Annotated in this window: 16 protein-coding genes; 9 read left to right on the top strand and 7 right to left on the bottom strand. The window is 68.8% G+C overall.

What is annotated here, in order from left to right:
• Window positions 1-23: 23 nt before the first annotated feature.
• On the bottom strand, window positions 24-1466 hold the full coding sequence (locus C6A86_RS00915; RefSeq protein WP_311100989.1) for a hypothetical protein: 1443 nt from the start codon (window positions 1464-1466) through the stop codon (window positions 24-26).
• On the bottom strand, window positions 1463-2401 hold the full coding sequence (locus C6A86_RS00910; protein WP_105364985.1) for a hypothetical protein: 939 nt from the start codon (window positions 2399-2401) through the stop codon (window positions 1463-1465). Before C6A86_RS00910 ends, C6A86_RS00915 begins: the two co-directional genes overlap by 4 nt.
• A 168-nt stretch (window positions 2402-2569) precedes the next feature.
• Here C6A86_RS00910 and trmB point away from each other — a divergent pair, with 168 nt between their 5' ends.
• From trmB to C6A86_RS00880, 6 genes are all read left to right on the top strand, one after another.
• Window positions 2570-3340 (top strand): tRNA (guanosine(46)-N7)-methyltransferase TrmB, encoded by a 771-nt coding sequence (gene trmB, locus C6A86_RS00905; RefSeq protein WP_105364984.1) that lies wholly within the window; start codon window positions 2570-2572, stop codon window positions 3338-3340.
• A 2-nt stretch (window positions 3341-3342) separates the two neighbouring features.
• Window positions 3343-4047: an NYN domain-containing protein gene (locus C6A86_RS00900; RefSeq protein ID WP_105364983.1), complete on the top strand. Its 705-nt coding sequence runs from the start codon at window positions 3343-3345 to the stop codon at window positions 4045-4047.
• Between the two features lie 64 nt (window positions 4048-4111).
• On the top strand, window positions 4112-6994 hold the full coding sequence (locus tag C6A86_RS00895) for an MMPL family transporter (protein ID WP_105364982.1): 2883 nt from the start codon (window positions 4112-4114) through the stop codon (window positions 6992-6994).
• Between the two features lie 109 nt (window positions 6995-7103).
• Window positions 7104-8186, top strand: coding sequence for a YbhN family protein (locus C6A86_RS00890; RefSeq protein WP_105364981.1), 1083 nt, complete (start codon window positions 7104-7106; stop codon window positions 8184-8186).
• Complete coding sequence (locus tag C6A86_RS00885; protein WP_199196319.1) at window positions 8183-9460, top strand: M23 family metallopeptidase; 1278 nt, start codon at window positions 8183-8185, stop codon at window positions 9458-9460. Before C6A86_RS00890 ends, C6A86_RS00885 begins: the two co-directional genes overlap by 4 nt.
• Window positions 9453-9815: a DUF3054 domain-containing protein gene (locus tag C6A86_RS00880; protein WP_105364980.1), complete on the top strand. Its 363-nt coding sequence runs from the start codon at window positions 9453-9455 to the stop codon at window positions 9813-9815. The genes C6A86_RS00885 and C6A86_RS00880 overlap by 8 nt, the downstream gene beginning before the upstream one ends.
• Here the strand turns inward: C6A86_RS00880 and C6A86_RS00875 are convergent.
• From C6A86_RS00875 to C6A86_RS00865, 3 genes are all read right to left on the bottom strand, one after another.
• The gene (locus C6A86_RS00875) at window positions 9754-11187 is read right to left on the bottom strand and encodes a HAMP domain-containing sensor histidine kinase (protein WP_105364979.1); all 1434 of its coding nucleotides are present in this window, start codon (window positions 11185-11187) and stop codon (window positions 9754-9756) included. The genes C6A86_RS00880 and C6A86_RS00875 overlap by 62 nt on opposite strands.
• Before the next feature lie 16 nt (window positions 11188-11203).
• The gene (locus tag C6A86_RS00870) at window positions 11204-11872 is read right to left on the bottom strand and encodes a response regulator transcription factor (protein WP_199196320.1); all 669 of its coding nucleotides are present in this window, start codon (window positions 11870-11872) and stop codon (window positions 11204-11206) included.
• Window positions 11873-11950: 78 nt separating this feature from the next.
• Window positions 11951-12490 carry a hemophore gene (locus C6A86_RS00865; RefSeq protein ID WP_105364977.1) on the bottom strand — a complete coding sequence of 180 codons (540 nt, stop codon included), beginning with the start codon at window positions 12488-12490 and terminating at the stop codon, window positions 11951-11953.
• Between the two features lie 296 nt (window positions 12491-12786).
• Here C6A86_RS00865 and C6A86_RS00860 point away from each other — a divergent pair, with 296 nt between their 5' ends.
• Both C6A86_RS00860 and C6A86_RS00855 read left to right on the top strand, forming a co-directional pair.
• Entirely contained in the window at window positions 12787-15639 is a 2853-nt protein-coding gene (locus C6A86_RS00860) for an MMPL family transporter (protein ID WP_105364976.1), read from the top strand.
• Between the two features lie 122 nt (window positions 15640-15761).
• The gene (locus tag C6A86_RS00855; protein WP_105364993.1) at window positions 15762-16163 is read left to right on the top strand and encodes a transcriptional regulator; all 402 of its coding nucleotides are present in this window, start codon (window positions 15762-15764) and stop codon (window positions 16161-16163) included.
• Between the two features lie 13 nt (window positions 16164-16176).
• Here the strand turns inward: C6A86_RS00855 and C6A86_RS00850 are convergent, their stop codons facing one another.
• Together C6A86_RS00850 and C6A86_RS00845 are read right to left on the bottom strand one after the other, a co-directional pair.
• The gene (locus C6A86_RS00850) at window positions 16177-16866 is read right to left on the bottom strand and encodes a hypothetical protein (RefSeq protein WP_105364975.1); all 690 of its coding nucleotides are present in this window, start codon (window positions 16864-16866) and stop codon (window positions 16177-16179) included.
• Window positions 16863-17432 carry a hypothetical protein gene (locus C6A86_RS00845; RefSeq protein ID WP_105364974.1) on the bottom strand — a complete coding sequence of 190 codons (570 nt, stop codon included), beginning with the start codon at window positions 17430-17432 and terminating at the stop codon, window positions 16863-16865. The genes C6A86_RS00850 and C6A86_RS00845 overlap by 4 nt, the downstream gene beginning before the upstream one ends.
• 50 nt (window positions 17433-17482) lie before the next feature.
• On the opposite strand from C6A86_RS00845, the gene C6A86_RS00840 reads away from it, so the two are divergent.
• Window positions 17483-19474: a M13 family metallopeptidase gene (locus C6A86_RS00840; RefSeq protein WP_199196317.1), complete on the top strand. Its 1992-nt coding sequence runs from the start codon at window positions 17483-17485 to the stop codon at window positions 19472-19474.
• The last annotated feature ends 43 nt before the right edge of the window (window positions 19475-19517 follow it).

The following is a 19517-nucleotide window of genomic DNA, read 5'->3' as shown; positions in this document are numbered from 1 at the left end:
GTCCTACTGGGCGGTAACCGAATTCATCTGATTATTAAATCGGCGCGGATGGCCGCCAATGCCGCGCGCAGCGCCGGTAAACGGTGCTCGGCCGCCGACGCGGCACGCGCCGCGGCCACCGCACGCTCCCGCAGCCGGGCATCGAGGGCATCCAGCCGGCGGGCCGTCTCCATGGCCGCTCGCTCGTCGGCGGCCGCCGCCTGACCGGTGAAGTCGACCTCGGCGGCCAGCACTCGGGTGGCGACCAGCGCCTCGGCGTCCTCGCGCAGCGTCGCGGTGACGCGGCCGACCCATCGATCCAGCAGCGCCCGGTCGTGCAGCAGGCCCCGGATGCCCACCACCCACACCGTGAGCAGCAACCCGAGCAGGCCACCGGCGACCGCACCGACAGCGGTCAGACCCGGCGCCAGCCCGGTGAACAGCCGGCTGGCCGCCAGCGCGACACCCAGCCCGAAGCCCGCGCCCAGCAGCATCATCAGTTGCATCTCCAGACGCCGGGATGTCAGCCCGGGCCCGCCCACCTCCGGGGCGGGCGGCGCCGGCGGCACCGGCGGTGCGGACAACGCCAGCTCCGCGGCGATATCCAGGAACTGTTCGGTGACACCGGAATCCACCTCCGCGGCGACCTCGGCCACCCGGCCGGCCACATAGCTGGAGAAATTGTCGGCGCGGCGCCGCGTCACCCAGGGCAATCCGCCCCAGGACGCAGCGTCCTCGGAGAGCTCGGTGCGCACCGACGCGCACCGATTTCGGGCGAAGTAGCCCAGCTGCACGCGGGCCTGCTGGATGCGGCTGCGCAAGGCGATGGAACGCTGCGAGCGGGACAACCTCGCCTCTCGCAGGATGTCCGCGCGCTGACGGTGCAATGCCGCCGATTCGGCGTCCGCCGCCGCAGATGCTGCGGCGATCTGCTCGGCGAGGTGATTTTCCCACGCCCGCAATCTGTTTCGTTGTGCGAGCGTGTCATCGGACAACTTTTCCCGCAGCATCGCGACCAGACCGTCGAGGTGCGGTCTGCCCTCGCGGGGCGCGGCGGCCACGCCCACCCACGGCATGTCACGCAGCCGCGGCACGTGCGCACCGACGGCGTCGGCGTCGGCACTGCGCACCGCCCGCCAGTCCCGGTGGACGTCGATCTTGGTCACCGCACCGAGCACGAGGTCGGTGTGCCGCGCGGCGCCATCCAGTGCCGCGCAGTCCGATTCGGCGAGCGGGGCCACGGCGGACACCGCGAAGACGACCGCGATGGGCGCGATATCGGGTGCGAGTTCCTCGGGCTCGACGAACATCTGCTCGGGCATGTGCCGCCGCAGTGCCGCGGTCAGGCTGGACACTCCGGCAAGCCAGGGGCCGATGACCAGCACGGCCGCACCGGGGACCGGTCGCGGCGGTGTCAGCCCGGGCACCATGGCGGACACCCTGGCGTCCAGGTCGCGGGGGTCTTCGCGGAGCAGTTCTTCGGTCACCACACCCCCGAGCGCAACGCTCCCCGCGCGATATCGGCGCCGCAACGGCGGTGCAGGGCGTTGACCGGGCCCCGGCTGTAGCTCTGCCAGCGCACCGCCCGGCGCAGCGGATCATCCGGGCCGGTGTCCATGCCGTCCGCGCCCAGCACCTCGGCGGCCGCGACCATCGCGGCCCGCACGGCGGTGTCCCCGGCGAGCATCGCGTCCAACCGTGGGTCGGCGGTCCCGGCCGCCAGCGCCCGCAGCCGGGTCATCGCCTCACACAGTCTCCGATACCGCAGCGGCGCGGCCGCGCCACGCACAGCGGCGGACAGCGCGTCGATATTGCTCGCCCGGCGCAGCAATGCGGTCAGCGCGCGGCCGTCCGCACCCGCACGGACGGCCGTGATCGCCCTCGCGGTCCCGGCCAGATCGGCCACCTCGAGCAGCCGTGCGCGGGTGGCGGCAGCCACGGAGTGCGCCGCGGCGCAGAACGCATCGGTGGAGCTGAGATCCGCCGGTTCGGTGGCCAGCGCCCCGATGGCAGCGACCAGTTCGTCGTCCAGCGTCGCGATCGCCAGCAGACCCGACACCGGTATGACCGGGGCACCGGTGATCCGGCGGACCAGCTCGACGTGGCCGGGCACCGCGGCACCGAGCAGATCGGCCTTGTTCAGCGCGACCACGACCGGACCGTCCGCCGCGACGGCGATCCGGCAGTCCTCCGGTTTCGCGGTCTCGGCGATCACCAGCACCTCGACATCGGCTCCGGTGTCCACCACCGTCACCCCGGCCGCACGCAGCCCCGTCGCGAGCGTGCGCAGGCCCACCCCGGGGCGGCCCACCGTCCGGCACCGGATCGGGCGGGACAGCGCGTCGATGACCGGACGGAGCTCGCGCGGGCCGGCGGCCTCCGCAAGCGCGGACAATTCCGAGACGAATTCGTCGACAGACATCACCGCTCCTGTCACATCTGTTGCACTGTCACCACGGCCCACAGCACAGCCACACATCACATGGTGTCATCGCCACGGCACCCCGGTGAGCAGTGTTTTCCGGACATATCGGCGCAAAGACAACTGTTGGGTATCAATCTTCACCACGATGCGGGTACACCTGTCTGGATGAGCGACGATGGACCGATGTATGCCCAGCGCGAGGAGGCCGGGGAGGCCACCGGTGCGGATGCCTCCCCGCCCCATCACATGCGCCGCGTCACCAGCTTCCGGTCGCGGCGTTCCACCCTGTCCGGCGGACAGCAGGAAACCTGGGAACGGCTGTGGCCGCGGATCGGTACCGAGGCCCGCGACGCTGACGCCCGGCCGACGGTGCTCGACACCGCACAGTGGTTCGGCCGCCACGCCCCGCTGATCCTGGAGATCGGCTGCGGAACCGGCACCTCGACGGCGGCGATGGCCCAGCAGGAACCCGACCTCGACGTCATTGCGGTGGAGGTTTACAAGAAAGGGCTGGGCCAGTTGCTCGGCGCGATCGACCGCGACGGCATCCCCAACATCCGGCTGGTCCGCGGTGACGGCGTCGACGTGCTCGAACACTCGCTGAGCACGGCATCGCTGACCGGGGTGCGGGTCTTCTTCCCGGACCCGTGGCCCAAGGCCCGGCATCACAAGCGGCGACTGCTGCAGCCCGAGACGATGGCCTTGATCGCCGACCGGCTCAAGCCCGGCGGGATCCTGCACGCGGCGACCGACCACCAGGGCTACGCCGAGCACATCGCCGAGGTCGGGGACGCCGAACCGCGGCTACGCCGGGTCAGGCCCAGATTCGACGGTTCCGACGCCTTGCCGATGTCGGTCGCCAGGCCCGAGACCAAGTACGAGCGCAAAGCCCTGGCGGGTCCGGTCGTGACCGAACTGCTCTGGGAGCGCATGTGACGATGACGACCGACCCCACCATCCCCGAGATCCCACCGACGGCTCCCGAGATGCCGCCCACCCAGCGTGTGCTGCTGGTCTGGGATGCGCCCAATCTCGACATGGGCCTCGGATCCATCCTGGGCGGCCGGCCGACCGCCGCGCACCGGCCGCGTTTCGACGCATTGGGCCGCTGGCTGCTGAGCCGCACCGCCGAACTGTCCAGCCGCCGCGACGCCGAGACCGGAGCGGTGGCCACGCTGGAGGCTCACCTCGAACCTGAGGCGACGGTTTTCACCAACATCGCCCCTGGTAGCGCCGATGTCGTCCGGCCCTGGGTGGAAGCGTTGCGTAACGTGGGCTTCGCTGTCTTCGCCAAACCCAAGATCGACGACGACAGCGACGTGGACAGCGACATGCTGGAGCACATCGCGCTGCGCCGCAGCGAGGGGCTGGCCGGTGTCGTGGTGGCATCCGCGGACGGTCAGGCGTTCCGGATACCGCTGGAAGAGATCGCCCACGAGGGCGTTCCGGTGCAGGTGCTCGGATTTCGCGAACATGCCAGTTGGGCGTTAGCGTCGGATAGCTTGGAGTTCGTCGACCTGGAGGACATCCCTGGTGTCTTCCGGGAGCCGCTACCGCGAATCGGCCTTGATTCGCTGCCCGAGCAGGGCGCTTGGCTGCAGCCGTTCCGGCCGTTGTCTGCGTTGCTGACCTCGCGCGTGTGAAGAACTGAAGTGACAATGCGCGCGGAGCGTGATTCAGATCGACAAGAACAAATAAGGAGCTGACGTGTTCGCCTGGTGGGGTCGAACGGTGTACCAATTCCGATACATAGTGATCGGGGTCATGGTCGCACTGTGCCTTGGTGGCGGCGTTTACGGGGCCAGTTTGGGATCCCACGTCACCCAGAGTGGTTTCTTTGATGAGGGCAGCCAGTCCGTGCAGGCATCGCTGCTGGGCGACGAGGTCTACGGCCGCGACCGCGGCAGCCACGTGGTGGCGATCCTGACCCCTCCCGATGACAAGTTGGTCACCGACCGGGCTTGGCAGGAGAAGGTGTCCGGCGAGCTCGACGCCCTGGTCGCCGATCACCCCGACCAGGTGGTCAGCTGGGTGGGCTGGCTGAAGGCGCCCGACGCCCCCGCGGTCGCCGCGATGAAGACCGACGATCTGCGGAGCACTTTCGTCAGCATCCCGCTCAAGGGTGACGATGACGACTCGATCCTGAAGAACTACCAGACCGTCGAGCCGGAAATGCGGGCGATCAACGACGGTGCCATCCAACTCGCGGGGCTCAACCCGATCGCCAGCGAGCTGACCGGCACCATCGCCACCGATCAGAAGCGCGCCGAGCTGGCGATTGTGCCGCTCGTCGCCGTGGTGCTGTTCTTCGTGTTCGGCGGCGCCGTCGCGGCGGCGCTGCCCGCCATCATCGGTGGCCTGACGATCGCCGGCGCGCTGGGCATCCTGCGGTTCACCGCGAATTTCATGGACGTGCACTTCTTCGCGCAGCCCGTGGTCACCATGATGGGCTTCGGTATCGCCATCGACTACGGCCTGTTCATCGTGAGCCGATTCCGGGAGGAACTCGCCGAGGGTTACGACGTCGAGGCCGCCGTCCGGCGCTCCGTGATGACCTCCGGTCGGACCGTGGCGTTCTCCGCGGTGATCATCGTGGCCTCCTCGCTGCCGCTGCTGCTGATCCCGCTGGGCTTCCTGAAATCGATCACCTACGCCATCATCGCGTCGGTGCTGCTCGCGGCGTTCCTGTCGATCACGGTGCTGCCCGCGGTACTGGCCATTCTCGGACCGAACGTCGACGCGCTCGGGGTGCGCACTCTGCTTCGGGTGCCGTTCCTGGCCAACTGGCCGTTCTCGCGCAAGATCATCGACTGGTTCATCGAGAAGACCCAGAAGACCATGACCCGGGAAGAGGTCGAGAAGGGTTTCTGGGGCAAGCTGGTCAACCAGGTCATGAAGCGCCCGATCGGCTTCGCCGCGCCGATTCTGATCATCATGACGCTGCTGGTCATCCCATTGGGACAGCTGGCGCTCGGCGGGTACAGCGAGAAATATCTGCCGCCGGACAACGCGGTGCGCATGGCGCAGCAGAACTTCGACGAGAGTTTCCCCAGCTTCCGCACCGAGCCACTCACTCTGGTGATCCGCAGCGACAACGGCGACCCGATCACCGATCAGCAACTGGCTGAGCTGCGGTCCGAGGCGCGAACGGTGCCAGGCTTCATCGGCGCCGACGATCCGTCGACCATGTGGCAGGAACGCGCGGTCCAGGAGGGCGGCTCCAAAGATCCGTCGGTGCGGGTGCTGCAGAACGGGCTGGTCACCAGCGCCGATGCGCCTGACAAGATCGAGGAGCTACGGGCGCTGTCGCCGCCCCGCGGTACAACGGTGTTGGTCGGCGGCACTCAGGCGTTGGCACAGGACAGCATTCAGAGCCTCTACGACAACCTGCCGCTGCTAGTCGTGCTCCTGGTGCTGACCACGACGGTGTTGATGTTCCTGGCCTTTGGATCGCTGGTGCTGCCGATCAAGGCGGCGTTGATGAGCGCGCTCACCCTGGGTTCCACGATGGGCATCCTGACCTGGATGTTCGTCGAGGACGGGCACGGATCCGGACTCCTGAACTACACGCCGCAACCGCTGATGGCTCCGATGATCGGCCTCATCATCGCGGTGATCTGGGGTCTGTCCACCGACTATGAGGTGTTCCTGGTGTCCCGCATGGTCGAGGCCCGCGCGCGGGGGCTGTCGACCGCCGAGGCCATCCGCATCGGTACCGCCACCACCGGACGCCTCATCACCGGTGCAGCACTGGTGCTGGCAGTGGTGGTCGGTGCCTTCGCATTCTCCGATCTGGTGATGATGAAGTACCTGGCCTTCGGCCTGCTGATCGCCCTGTTGCTCGATGCCACCGTCGTCCGGATGTTCCTGGTGCCGGCCATCATGAAACTACTCGGCGACGACTGCTGGTGGGCGCCACAGTGGATGAAACGGGTGCAGGAACGTATCGGGCTCGGTGAGGTCGAGCTTCCCGATGAGCGCAAGCGCCCCGTCGTGCGTGAGCCCGAGGGCGAGGTCGCCGACCAGGCCGCCCTCGTCGGCGCCGGCGCACCGGCGCACCCGGCCCAACACGATCCGGGTCATCCGGTGATCCCGCCGGCGCCGAGCCCGCGCGGTGCGTTGCCGCCGGTCCGCCCGTCGGGCCCGTCGGCCGCGGGGACCACCCGGATACCGACCCCGCCACCCGGACCCGCACCGGAACCACCCACGACTCGCTTTGCTGTGCAACCGGATTCGGCTGCGACCTCGGCGATCAACGCGGTGAACGCACCCCCGACGGAGCGCGTCCCGCGGGCCGATCCGGCACCCGGTCGCGAACGCCGCGAGATCGAGTCGTGGCTGGGCGAGTTGCGTGGCACCAACACGCCGACGACCGCCATCCCGAGCGCGACTCCTGCGCCCCGCCCGTCCACGGACCAGACCCGGGCCATCCCCGACGCCGGCGGTAGCGAACCGACGACTGCCATTCCCGCCCAACAGGATCCGGAGTCGACTGAGAAGATCGACACCCGCGAGACCGGTGAGACGCCGCCCCGCCGCGGCGGCGGTGTCAGCGCGGCGGATCTGTTGCGCCGGGAGGGTCGTCTGTAGGGTCGTCGGGCGCAAGCTCGGCGGCGACCTGCTGACTCTCGGCCCCGGTGCACGGCGCGCCGCGGAGAACCGGCGGGTACCCGGTCCACGCGCCGTTACCCTGTAGAGCGTGTCGCACGACGCGCCGATGAGCGACGCCCCTGGCCAGGACGCGCGTCCCCGGGGCAGGTACTGGTGGGTGCGGTGGGCCGTCCTCGCCGTCGCCGTGCTGGTGCTGACCGTCGAACTGGTGCTGGTGTGGGATCAGCTGGCCAAGGCCTGGGTCAGTCTGCTGTCGGCGAACTGGTGGTGGGTACTGGCCGCGGTCGTCGCGGCGATGGCGTCCATGCACAGCTTCGCGCAGATCCAGCGCACCCTGCTGCGCTCGGCGGGTGTCACGGTGCGGCAGTGGCGGTCCGAGGCGGCGTTCTACGCCGGGAACGCGTTGTCCACCACGCTGCCCGGCGGACCGGTGCTCTCGGCCACCTTCGTCTACCGCCAGCAGCGCATCTGGGGCGCCTCCCCCGTGGTGGCGTCCTGGCAGCTGGTGATGTCGGGGGTGCTACAGGCGGTCGGCCTGGCATTGCTGGGCCTCGGCGGGGCTTTCCTGCTGGGCGCCAGCAAGAACCCGCTCTCGCTGATCTTCACCCTCGGCGGGTTCTTCCTGCTGCTCGTGCTCGCCCAATCGGTGGCGTCGAACCCCCAGCAGCTCGACGGCATCGGCGTCCGGCTGTTGTCCTGGTTCAACTCGCTGCGTGGCAAACCGACGGACACCTGGCTGGACAAATGGCGCGAGCTGCTGCGCCAGCTGGAATCGGTGCAGCTGAGCCGTCGTGCGCTCGGCAACGCCTTCGGGTGGTCGTTGTTCAACTGGATCGCCGATGTCGCCTGCCTGGCCTTCGCCGCGTACGCCGCGGGCGGGCACCCGTCGCTGGCGGCGCTGACGGTGGCCTACGCCGCCGCACGCGCGGTCGGATCCATCCCGCTGATGCCGGGTGGGCTGCTGGTGGTGGAGGCGGTGCTGGTGCCTGGCCTGGTGTCCAGCGGGATGACACTCGCCGCGGCGATCTCGGCCATGCTCATCTACCGACTCGTCAGCTGGATCTTCATCTCGGCGATCGGCTGGGTGGTCTTCTTCTTCATGTTCCGCACCGAGATGGACATCGACCCCGACGCACCGGATGACCGACCGCAGCAAGCAGGAGACCCGTGAAGCGCCGAACCCCTTTCACCGCAGTGACTCTCACCGCCTTGGTGGTGCTGGTCGGCTGTGCGCCCAGCACCGAGCAGGCGAGCACCGAGACGTCGGCGACCACGCCGGCTCCCGCTCCCGCCCCCACGCCGACGCCGAGCACGCCCGCGGCACCCGCAGCCGCTCCGGTCGCCACCCCACTGCTGGCCCGGGTGTTGGCCGCACCGGTACCGGTGCCCGCCACCGATGGCCGCACCCACCTGGTCTACGAACTGCTGCTGACGAATTCGATGAATCAGGACATCACCGTGGACTCGGTGGTGGTACGTCCGGGCGATGGCGATCCGCTGCTGACACTGGCCGGCGCCGAGCTCGCCGACCGTACGCGGGTGCTCGGCACCACAGTCCCGACCGCCGAACTCGGGCCCTCGCAGTCCGCGCTGGTCTGGCTGGACGTCATCACCGAGAACGGTCAGACACCAACCGAACTCGATCACCAGGTCAAGGTGACGTTGACCCAGCCGATGCCACCGCTGCTGCCCGCCGAGGTGACCGAGACCGTCGCGCCGGTGACCGTGCAGACACGGGAACCGGTGAGCATCGCCGCACCGCTGCGCGGACCGCAGTGGTGGGATGCCAACGGCTGCTGCGGGATGACCCCGCACCGGATGGCGATCAACCCGATCGACGGCGAACTCTGGGGTGCCGAGCGTTTCGCCATCGACTACGTGCAGCTGATGCCCGACGGCCGGCTGTTCGACGGCAAGGTCGACGACGTGTCGGGCTATCCGTATTTCGGCGCCGATGTCCACGCCGTCGCCGACGGCCCGGTGGTGGCCGTCCTCGACGGGCTGCCCGAGCAGGTGCCCGGCGTCAACCCCACCGGGCTGCGGCTGGACGAGTACGGCGGTAATCATGTGGTGCAGGACATCGGTGGCGGTAACTACGCGTTCTATGCGCACCTGAAGACCGGTTCGGTCGCGGTGAAACCCGGCGACCGGCTGAGCACCGGGCAGGTGCTCGGGCAGCTGGGCAACAGCGGGAACACCGACGCACCACACCTGCACTTCCACGTGATGGACGGGCCGGACCCGCTCAAGGCCGACGGGCTGCCGTTTGTCATCGACGCGTTCCGGCTCACCGCACGGACCTCGGGGGGTGTCGGCCCAGACGGCGACGCCGTCGACACCGTGTTGGCAGGCAAGCCCGCGCCCCTGCAGCCCGGTGTGACTGCGCGGGATGAAACCGGGCGCGCCCCACTGGTTTCCGATGTGATGGACTACGCCGATGAATGAACGCCCGCGCCCGCTGGTGGCGCTGCTGACCGACCTGGTGTGCGTCGTGGTCTTCTGCACCATCGGCAGGCGTAGCCACGCCGAGGGGCTCACCGTCGCCGGTATCGCCGAGACGGCGTGGCCGTTTCTGACCGGAACGCTGGCAGGCTGGCTGGCCGCGCGGGCCTGGCAGCGGCCCGCAAGCCTCTATCCGACCGGGCTGATCATCTGGGTGTTCACCGTGGTCGTCGGAATGTTGTTGCGCAAAGCCACCTCCGCGGGCACGGCAGGCAGCTTCATCGTGGTGGCCTCGATCACGACCGCCGTCCTGCTGCTCGGCTGGCGCGCCATCGCGACGGTTCTGGCGCGGCGCTGACCGCCGAGGGCTGCTCGCTGTCTTCGATCTGATCCGGGGCACGGTCGGAGATCGTCAGCGTCGCCCGCAGCCCGCCCAGTGGGCTGTCCGAGAGTTCCAGCCGGCCACCGTGCAGTGCCGCCTGCTGGGTGACCAGCGCCAGTCCCAGACCCGAACCGCCGGGCGCGGCGGTGCTCCCCCGCGCGAACCGGCCGAGCACCGCCGTGCGCTCCTCGGCGGGCAGTCCGCGCCCGTCATCGTCGACCACGATGCGCAACTGCCGGTCCGCGCCGCGGATCCCGGACAGCACGATCCGCTGCGCCGCTCCGTGTGCGACGGCGTTGCGCACCAGATTGTCGACCGCCAGGCGCAGACCACCGGGCCATCCCCACACCATGCCGAGATCGTCGCCGGCCTCCACCGTGATCTCCACCGGCGCATCGGTGCGCGCGTTCTCGCGCGCCACCCGGTCCAGCAGATCGGTGATGTCGATCAGTTCGCGGTCCTCGGCCTGCGCCAATTGACCCGACGCCAGTTGACCCAGCGCGGTGATGATCGCTTCGACTCTGCGCTGTGCGCGCAGCAGGTCGGCCACCACCTCCTCGCGCTCCTCGGTCGGCAGATCGTGGATGCGCAGGGTGTCCAGGTCCGCGCGCATCGCGGTCAGCGGGGTACGCAGTTCGTGCGCGGCGTTGGCCGCGAAATCCTGTGCGGCCTGCAGAGACCGGGTCGTCGCCTGCTGGGCGGCCACCAGCCTGCTGAGCATGCCCGCCATCGCATCGGACAATTCCTCGGCTTCCCGGGCGCCGGTGACGGCCGGCATCTGCGCACCCGGTTTGGCGCCGTTGCCGAGCAGCTTGGTCTGTTCGGTGAGCCTGCGCAGCGGCCGGACGGCGGGCCCGGCCAGCAGCCAGCCGAATCCGGCCGCCACCAGCACGGTCAGCACACCGACGGCGATGTAGATCGGAATTCTGGCCTGGCTCAAGAGGATACTGTCGGCGCGGATGCCGATCGACAGCAGCACACCGCCACCCTGCTGGTCCATCGGGATGGTGCGGACCCGGTACTCCACGCCGTTGACCTCGACGGTCTCGGTGCCCGGCGGCAACGCAGGTAGCTGGAATCCGCGCTGGAACATCACCTGGCCGCTGGACCGTGACCGGCCGGTGGTGAGCACCCCGCGGCGCGGATCGGACAGCTGCTCGGGGAACATGCTGGCCTCGACGATCGAGTCCAGGCGCCGATCGAGTTGTGCCGCATCGTTGTTGACCAGCACGACGGTGGTCAGCACCGTGAAAGCGGCGACCACCGCGGAGGCCGCGATCGCGGAGGCGACGGCGACCCGGGTTCGCAGGGAGGCCGACCGGCCGATCAGGGGCAGAGATAAGCGCATCGGCGGCCCCTTCTCATTACGCCTCCTCCCGCAGCACGTACCCGATGCCGCGCACGGTGTGGATGACCCGCGGGCGGTCCTCACGTTCCAGCTTGCGCCGCAGATAGGAGATGAAGACGTCGGCGACGTTGGTGTCGACGTCGAAGTCGTAACCCCACACCAGCTCCAACAGACGCTGCCGGGTGAGCACCACACCGGCGTTCTCGGCCAGCACCGCCAGCAGATCGAATTCGCGCTTGGTCAGATCGGCGCGTTCACCGTCCACGTAGACCAGGCGCCGCGCGGTGTCGATGGTCAGCGGGCCCACGATCATGACGTCCGATTCCTGTTCGGAATGGCTGGCCCGCCGCAGCAGGGCATGCAGCCGTGCCACCAGCTCGCCCAGATCGAACGGTTTCGTCAGATAGTCGTCGGCGCCCGCCTCCAGACCGGCGATGCGGTCGTTGACGGTATCGCGCGCCGACAGCACGCAAATCGGGATGTCGTTGCCGAGCGCCCGCAGCGCCGTCACCACGGCGACACCGTCCAGTTCGGGCATCTGCACATCCAGTACCAGCGCGTCGTGCGCCTCGTTGGAGAGCATCCGGAGGGCCTCCTTGCCGTTGGAGGCGACCCGGACGTCGAACCCGGAATGGCGCAGCCCGCGGGCCACCGACGTACGCACATCCGGATCGTCGTCGACCATCAGGACAGTGCGGCCGGTGTTCTCCGACGGCGAATGCTCGTGTGTGCGCACTCCTGGATTATGGCCGCATCAGCGGTGTCAGCGTGTGGCAGCGGCAGGACCGGTCAATGAACCGACGCCGGGCACGGTGCCCGAGGACACCACCTCGGCGGCACCCTGGGCACCGACATTGGCCAGCGCGTCCAGACCACCCGGCAGGTTCGTGGCCGGCGCCTGAGCGGCCTGCACCAGGCCGAGCAGCTGGGGCAACGTCACCGGTAGCTTGCACTGGGTCGACAGTTTCACCAGCGGAGCCTGCAACTGCTGCAGATCCGCGGCCGTCTCGGGGTTGGCATCCAGATAGTTCTTCGTCGCCACCAGCGACTGCGGGCCGGCCGGTTGGGCCGCGATGGCGGTGAGTGACTGGTTGGCCGCCGGGTGTGCCTCCAGGTAGGTGCCCATCGAGGTGGCGACCGAGCCGACGGTCTTGGCGATGTGGCTGGCGGCGCACGGATCCGGCGCGGCACCGGCTGCGGGCGCGCCCACCGCGGACATGCCGAGCAGCGCGGCCCCTCCGATCGCGGATCCAGCGAACGCAGCGAACAGTCCGCGGCGCAGCGGCGCAGTGGTGACAGTCATGGGTAACTCCTTCGAGTGATGCACGTGATACCGCTCGCGAACAGTCGCGATCGGCGGTGCTCGAATCCCCGACCCAGAAACGATCAGGGGCCATCATGCCATCCGCGGCACCCCGCGACCAATCCGCACAGCAAACTTGCTGGTCGCCCTGGGTGTGTCCGGTGCCGACGCCGGCAAACGCGAACATTCCGGCCTGGTCACAGTGGAATCGACGCCCCGCCACCTCACAGACTGCTGCGGTAGGCTCTCGCTACCAGCCAGCGGGGAGAAAGGCAGAGGGCGCCATCCAGCAGTTCATGATGCGCTTGAGCAGCAACCTGCGCAGATATCGCTGGGCGGTGTTTGTGGTCTGGGTTCTGCTTCTGGTGCCCTCCGTGTACCTGGCGATGAACCAGTCCGACCAGCTCACTGGCGGTGGCTTCGAAGTCGCGGGCTCGCAGTCGCTGCGCGTACAGCACCAGATCGAGGAGCAGTTCCCGGACCAGGGCGCCTCACCGCTGGCCCTGGTGGCCGTCCCGCGGGCGGACGCGTCGTTCGAGGACATGAACGCCGCCGTCGCACAGCTGCAACGCATCGCCACCGAGGTGCCCAGCATCACCGAAGTACCGAACCCGCGACAGCCGCCCCCGGCACCGGATCGGCCCTACGTGGTCCAGCTGCAGATGGACTTCAACAACAGCGGTGCCGTCGACATCGCCAATCAGCTGCGCGACAAGGTCGGCATCGAGGGTGAGGCCGCGGGACAGTCCGAGAACGGCAAGGTCCGGCTCTACGTCATCGGACAGGGTGCGCTCGGGGCCGCCGCCCAGCAGGCGACCAAACACGACATCGCGCAGGCCGAGAAGTGGAACCTCCCGATCGTCCTAGTCATCCTGCTCGCGGTGTTCGGTTCCCTGGCCGCCGCGGCGATGCCGTTGCTGCTCGGGATGTGCACCGTGGTGGTGACGATGGGTGTGGTGTTCCTGTTGTCCTCGGTCACCACGATGAGCGTGTTCGCGACATCGACGGTGTCGATGTTCGGGATCGCGTTGGCGGTCGACTATTCCCTGTTCATCCTGATGCGATATCGCGAGGAGCTCCGGGCCGGCCGGGATTCGGCGCAGGCCGTCGACGCGGCGATGGCGACCTCCGGGCTGGCCGTCGTGCTCTCCGGTGCCACCGTGATCGCCTCGGTCACCGGCATCTACCTGATCAACACCCCGGTGCTGCAGTCCATGGCGACCGGTGCCATCCTCGCCGTCGCCGTCGCGGTCCTCACCTCGACCACGCTGACCCCGGCGGTGCTGGCCACCTTCGGACGCTCCGCGGCCAAACGCTCGCGGCTGCTGCACTGGTCGCGACGCCCGGATGTCACCCAGTCCCGCTTCTGGACCCGCTGGATCGGTGCCGTGATGCGACGGCCCTGGCTGTCGGCTTCGCTGGCGGCCGCCGTCCTGCTCATCATGGCCGCCCCGGCGTTCGCGATGACGCTCGGCAACAGCATGCTGCGCCAGTTCGACCCCAGCCATGAGATCCGCGGCGGCGTGAACGCCGCGTCCGAGGCGCTGGGACCGGGCGCGCTCGGTCCGGTGCGGGTATTGGTGACCTTCCCCGACGGCGGCGCGGACAGCCCGGCGTCGCGGAGCACCCTGGACACCATCGGGCAGCGGATGGCCCAGGGACCCAATGTCGCGGAGGTGTCCCCGCCGGCGTTCGGTAGGGACAATGACAGCGCGTTGCTGTCCGCGGTGCTCTCGGTGGACCCCGAAGACTTCCGGGCCCGCGAGGCCGTCGACTGGTTGCGCGCCGAGCTACCCGGTGTCGACAGCAACCTGCGCATCGACGTGGGTGGCCCCACGGCGTTGATCAAGGACTTCGACGATCAGGTCTCGACCGTCCAGCCGTTGGTGTTCGTCTTCGTGTCGGTGATCGCATTCCTGATGCTGCTGATCGCCATCCGGTCGGTGTTCCTCGCCCTCAAGGGCGTGCTGATGACCGTGCTGTCCGTGGGGGCCGCCTATGGCAGCTTGGTGGTGGTGTTCCAGTGGGGCTGGCTGGAAGATCTCGGCTTCGCCCCGCTCGAGTCGCTGGACAGCACCGTCCCGCCGTTGGTCCTGGCCATCACCTTCGGTCTGTCGATGGACTACGAGATCTTCCTGCTGACCCGGATCCGGGAGCGGTACCTGATCACCAACAACACCCGTGACGCCGTCACCTACGGAGTGTCGACCAGCGCCCGCACCATCACCAGCGCGGCGCTGATCATGATCGCGGTGTTCATCGGTTTCGCGTTCGCGGGTATGCCCCTGGTCGCCCAGATCGGGGTGGCCTGCGCGACGGCCATCGCGGTGGACGCCACGATCGTGCGGCTGGTGCTGGTGCCGGCGTTGATGGCGATGTTCGATCAGTGGAATTGGTGGCTGCCGCGCTGGCTGGACCGGATCCTGCCGTCGGTCGACTTCGAGAAGCCGCTACCCAAGGTCGACATCAGCGACCTGGTGATGGTCCCCGAAACCGCCGCCGCCGCCCCCGGGGCGGACCTGCGGATGGTGGTCAAGTCCGCCGCCAAGCTGAAAAGCCTTGCCCCGCACACCGTGGTGGTGCCCGATCCGCTGGCGTTCAGCGGCTGCGGCCCGGCACCCGATGTCGTCGGCGCGCGGCGGTTCAGCGGGCGCATCCCGACGAACACCGCGGCCCGTCCCCTGCACCCGATCACGATGTGGCGGGGACGGCTCAACGTCGCACTCGACGCGCTGGCCACCGCCTCGGACTCCGAGCGCCTCCCGGTCCAGCGGCGCGGCCCGATGGAGGCCACCAATGTCCAGCTGCCCACCGGTGACCGGCTGCTCATCCCGACCGGCGCCGAGACGCTGCGGCTGAAGGGCTACCTGCTGATGTGCCGCAACAGCACCAAGGACTACACCGAGTTCGCCCGGCTGGTGGATTCCATGGAAACCCACACCGCGGCCCGCGTCCTCACCGGAATGGACCGGTATTACTGTGGACAGCGCCCGCGGGCGCAATGGGTGGCCACGCAACTGGTTCGACGCCTGGCAGACCCACGCCCATCGGACGATCCGGATGCGCCGGAATCGACCGATGCCGATTGGGCCACTGTCCGGCAGCGATGCCTGTCGGTGGCCGTAGCGATGCTGGAGGAGGCTAAGTGAGTTTGGCCGCGAAGCCCTCGCCGAGCCGACAGGACGATCCGAACTTCGGTCCGGGCGAGCGCAGCGACGGGAAATTCGCCCGTCCCGACGACCGGCCGGTCGAATTCTGGCCGACGTCGGCGATCCGGGCCGCCCTCGACAACGATGATCTGGGCGTGTGGCAGCGCATCGTCGCCGCCATCAAGCGCGATCCCTTCGGCAGGACCGCCCGTCAGGTCGAAGAGGTGCTGGAAACCGAGCAGCCCTATGGCGTGTCGGCGGCGTTGGCCGAGGTCCTGGAGAAGGCCCGAGAGCACCTTGAGGCAAACGAACGTGACGAGGTGGCCCGCCACGTACGCCAGTTGCTGGAACGCTCGGGTCTCGGCGCCCCGGAGTTCGCCTCCCGCATCGGGGTTCCCAGCGACGAATTCACCGGCTTCATGGATGCGGCCACCACACCGTCGGCCTCGATGATGATCCGCATGCGCCGGCTTTCGGACCGGTTTGCCCGGATCCGCGCCCAGCGCGCCGCCAACTCCGGCTGAGTTCCACTGCCCGTCAGCGGGCGTTGATCGGCGTCACGTCGGTCACCAGCCACCTGCCGCCTTCCTTTTCCAGCGTCACGCGCAGCGCGAGCACCGCCACATCGGCGGGCTTGCCCGGCGCGTTCTGGGTGCCCCGCATCACGACGGCGACGCTGGCCACCGCCGGCCCGATGGCCTCCACCCCGGCCGACACGGTCTGCGCCTGACCGGAGATGTTGCGGCTGGTCAGATCCTTTGCCACCGCGGCGAATTCGCTGCGATAGGCCTCGGCCCGGCGCGGTGACATCAAGGCGGTGGCCCGGTCGATCGACGCATTGGGACTGCTCGGCGAGAACGTCGCCGAGGCCTCCGAGACGCTGCTGGCGATGCCCACGACCTCGGCGCTGTCGCGGTTGAGATTGCGGTCCGGGACTGTCCACTGCGTGTAGCCGACGAACACTCCGACGGCCAGCGCCACCGCGGCGGCGGTGACGACGCCGAAGCGCAGCACCGGCCCGTCGTCGTCGGTGCCGACGGTGACCCCGTCACGGCGGTAGAGCACCAGGTTGACCACCACACCCTGCACGATCAACAACGCCAGCGCGGTGCACACCGCCACCCACCAGCGCGGCCAGTCCAGCGCCGCACCGATGAACACCAGCGCCGCAATCGCGGCCAGCGGGGCCACGATGTCGACGGCGAGTACGCGCAGCCGGTTCCTCATCGGATCGTCTCCAGCTGCGAGATCAGCAGCGTGCCGTCCACGTCGGCGACATCCAGGCGCAGATGCCAGCGCACGGTTGTCGGTTCCGCGCCGGCGTTCTGGTTCACCGAGGTCGCCACCACCAGCACGGTGTCGGTGCGCGAGGCGACCGTCGCCAGTTCGGGCTGGGAGTCCTCCGGCGGCCGGCCCTGTGCGTCCCCGCTCTGGTGGTGCAGCGTCTCGATGGACACCGACTCGACCTGGCCGACGGTCTTGGAATCCAGCTTGGTCACCAGGCTGGTGAACGGCTCCATGGTGTTGTCGAACTCCACGTTGAGCTGGCCGACGGTGCCGTCGCGCAGCTGCTGCAGGTTCGCTGCGGCCGAATCCTTGTTCAAGTTGATCAGCAGTCCTGTCCAGTCCGCGGCCGCCTGCAGCACCTCGGTCTGGTGTACCCGTTCGGCGACCTCGCCGCGGTGTCCGGACCAGATCATCGTTGCCAGGACCGCGGCGGCCACTCCGATCACGCCGAACACGATGGCGGCGATGCCGTACGCGGAAAGCCCCCGGGTTTGCTCATCAGGCATGGCCGTGAGGCTACCGGTGCCGGGATCGCCGGCTCTGGCAGGATGTGAGAGTGACTCTGGATAGTGATATTCGTTCCGGTATCGATCTGCGTTTCGTCGACTCCGAGGTGCGTCCCCAGGATGACCTGTTCGGCCATGTCAACGGCCGCTGGCTCGATGAATACGACATTCCCGCCGACCGGGCCACCGACGGTGCCTTCCGCACCCTGGCCGATCGCGCCGAGGAGCAGGTCCGCGACATCATCACCTCGGCCTCTGCGGCCGACGGGCCCGATGCGGCGCGCAACTCGGGATCAATTGATGCGGCGCGCATCGGTGACCTGTACGCCAGCTTCATGGACACCGACACCGTCGCCAAGGTGGGCGTCGCCCCGCTGCTGGCCGAGCTGGCGACCATCGCGGACGCCCCCGACCGGGAGGCGCTTGCCCTCGTGTTGGGCCGGCTGCAGCGCACCGGGATCGGCGGCGGCACCGGCGTGTACGTCGACACCGACTCCAAGAACTCCACCCGCTACCTGCTGCACATGTCGCAGTCCGGGCTCGGGCTGCCCGACGAGTCGTACTACCGCGACGCCTCGCACGCCGAGATCCTGGCGGCCTACCCCGCGCACATCGCGCGGATGTTCACGCTGGTGCACGGCGAGGGCGATCATGCCGCCACCGCCGACCGGATCGTCGCGCTGGAGACCAAGCTGGCGGCCGCACACTGGGATGTGGTGAAGCGCCGGGACGCCGACCTCACCTACAACTTGCGCGTCTTCACCGAATTGGCAGGCGAGGCACCCGGATTCGACTGGTCCGGCTGGGTGGGTGCGCTCGGCGCGGCGCCTGAGGAAGTGGTGGTGCGCCAGCCCGACTATCTGACCGCGTTCGCGGCGCTGTGGTCCGGCGAGGCGCTGGAGGACTGGAAGCACTGGCTGAGCTGGCGGGTGGTCAGCTCGCGGGCATCACTGCTCACCGACGAACTGGTGGCCGAGAACTTCGCGTTCTACGGGAAGACGCTCAGCGGCACCGAGGCGATCCGCGATCGCTGGAAGCGCGGTGTGGGCCTGGTCGAGAGCCTGATGGGTGACGCCGTCGGAAAGCTCTACGTGGAGCGCCACTTCCCGCCCGAGGCCAAGACCCGGATGGACGAGCTGGTGGCCAATCTGCGTGAGGCCTACCGGGTGAGCATCACCAACCTGGCCTGGATGACCCCCGAGACCCGGGAACGCGCGCTGGCCAAGCTCGACAAGTTCACCCCGAAGATCGGCTATCCCGCACGCTGGCGCGACTATTCGGCGCTCGTCGTCGACCGCACCGATCTGTACGGCAACTACCAGCGCGGGTACGCCCTCGAGTACGACCGCGATCTGGCCAAGCTCGGCGGCCCGGTCGACCATGACGAATGGTTCATGACACCGCAGACCGTCAACGCCTACTACAACCCCGGAATGAATGAGATCGTCTTCCCGGCAGCGATTCTGCAGCCGCCGTTCTTCGATGCGGGAGCCGACGATGCCGCCAACTACGGCGGGATCGGTGCGGTGATCGGGCACGAGATCGGGCACGGCTTCGATGATCAGGGCGCCAAGTATGACGGTGACGGCAATCTGGTGGACTGGTGGACCGACGCCGACCGCACCGAATTCGGGCAGCGCACAACAGCGTTGATCGATCAGTACGAGACCTTCAGCCCGCGCAGTCTGGACTCTTCGCATCACGTCAACGGCGCATTCACCGTCGGGGAGAACATCGGCGATCTGGGCGGACTGTCCATCGCACTGCTGGCCTACGAGCTCTCCCTGGCCGGTGAGGAACCCCCGGTGATCGACGGGCTCACCGGGGTGCAGCGGGTGCTGTTCGGCTGGGCGCAGGTGTGGCGCACGAAATCCCGTGATGCCGAAGCGATCCGGCGGCTGGCCACCGACCCGCACTCACCGCCGGAGTTCCGCTGCAATGGCGTCATCCGCAATATCGACGCGTTCTACGATGCGTTCGAGGTCGGCACCGACGATGCCCTCTACCTGGAGCCGGAGCGCCGGGTTCGTATCTGGAGCTGAGGCACCGAACGAGAAATCCCCCGAACCGCGAGGCTTCGGGGGA

The organism is Mycobacterium sp. ITM-2016-00316 (assembly GCF_002968335.2).
In the GTDB taxonomy this organism is placed as follows: Bacteria; Actinomycetota; Actinomycetes; order Mycobacteriales; family Mycobacteriaceae; genus Mycobacterium.
Note: the sequence above shows the minus strand (reverse complement) of the source record. Positions and strands in the feature narration are given on the sequence as shown.

What these genes read in the sequence shown, in the direction of transcription:
- C6A86_RS00850 (WP_105364975.1), bottom strand. Translation starts at nt 16,866, where the DNA reads ATGAGGAACCGGCTGCGCGTACTCGCCGTCGACATCGTGGCCCCGCTG.
- C6A86_RS00880 (WP_105364980.1), top strand. Translation starts at nt 9,453, where the DNA reads ATGAATGAACGCCCGCGCCCGCTGGTGGCGCTGCTGACCGACCTGGTG.
- C6A86_RS00900 (WP_105364983.1), top strand. Translation starts at nt 3,343, where the DNA reads ATGACGACCGACCCCACCATCCCCGAGATCCCACCGACGGCTCCCGAG.
- C6A86_RS00870 (WP_199196320.1), bottom strand. Translation starts at nt 11,872, where the DNA reads ATGGTCGACGACGATCCGGATGTGCGTACGTCGGTGGCCCGCGGGCTG.
- trmB (WP_105364984.1), top strand. Translation starts at nt 2,570, where the DNA reads ATGAGCGACGATGGACCGATGTATGCCCAGCGCGAGGAGGCCGGGGAG.
- C6A86_RS00860 (WP_105364976.1), top strand. Translation starts at nt 12,787, where the DNA reads ATGATGCGCTTGAGCAGCAACCTGCGCAGATATCGCTGGGCGGTGTTT.
- C6A86_RS00845 (WP_105364974.1), bottom strand. Translation starts at nt 17,432, where the DNA reads ATGCCTGATGAGCAAACCCGGGGGCTTTCCGCGTACGGCATCGCCGCC.
- C6A86_RS00865 (WP_105364977.1), bottom strand. Translation starts at nt 12,490, where the DNA reads ATGACTGTCACCACTGCGCCGCTGCGCCGCGGACTGTTCGCTGCGTTC.
- C6A86_RS00875 (WP_105364979.1), bottom strand. Translation starts at nt 11,187, where the DNA reads ATGCGCTTATCTCTGCCCCTGATCGGCCGGTCGGCCTCCCTGCGAACC.
- C6A86_RS00910 (WP_105364985.1), bottom strand. Translation starts at nt 2,401, where the DNA reads ATGTCTGTCGACGAATTCGTCTCGGAATTGTCCGCGCTTGCGGAGGCC.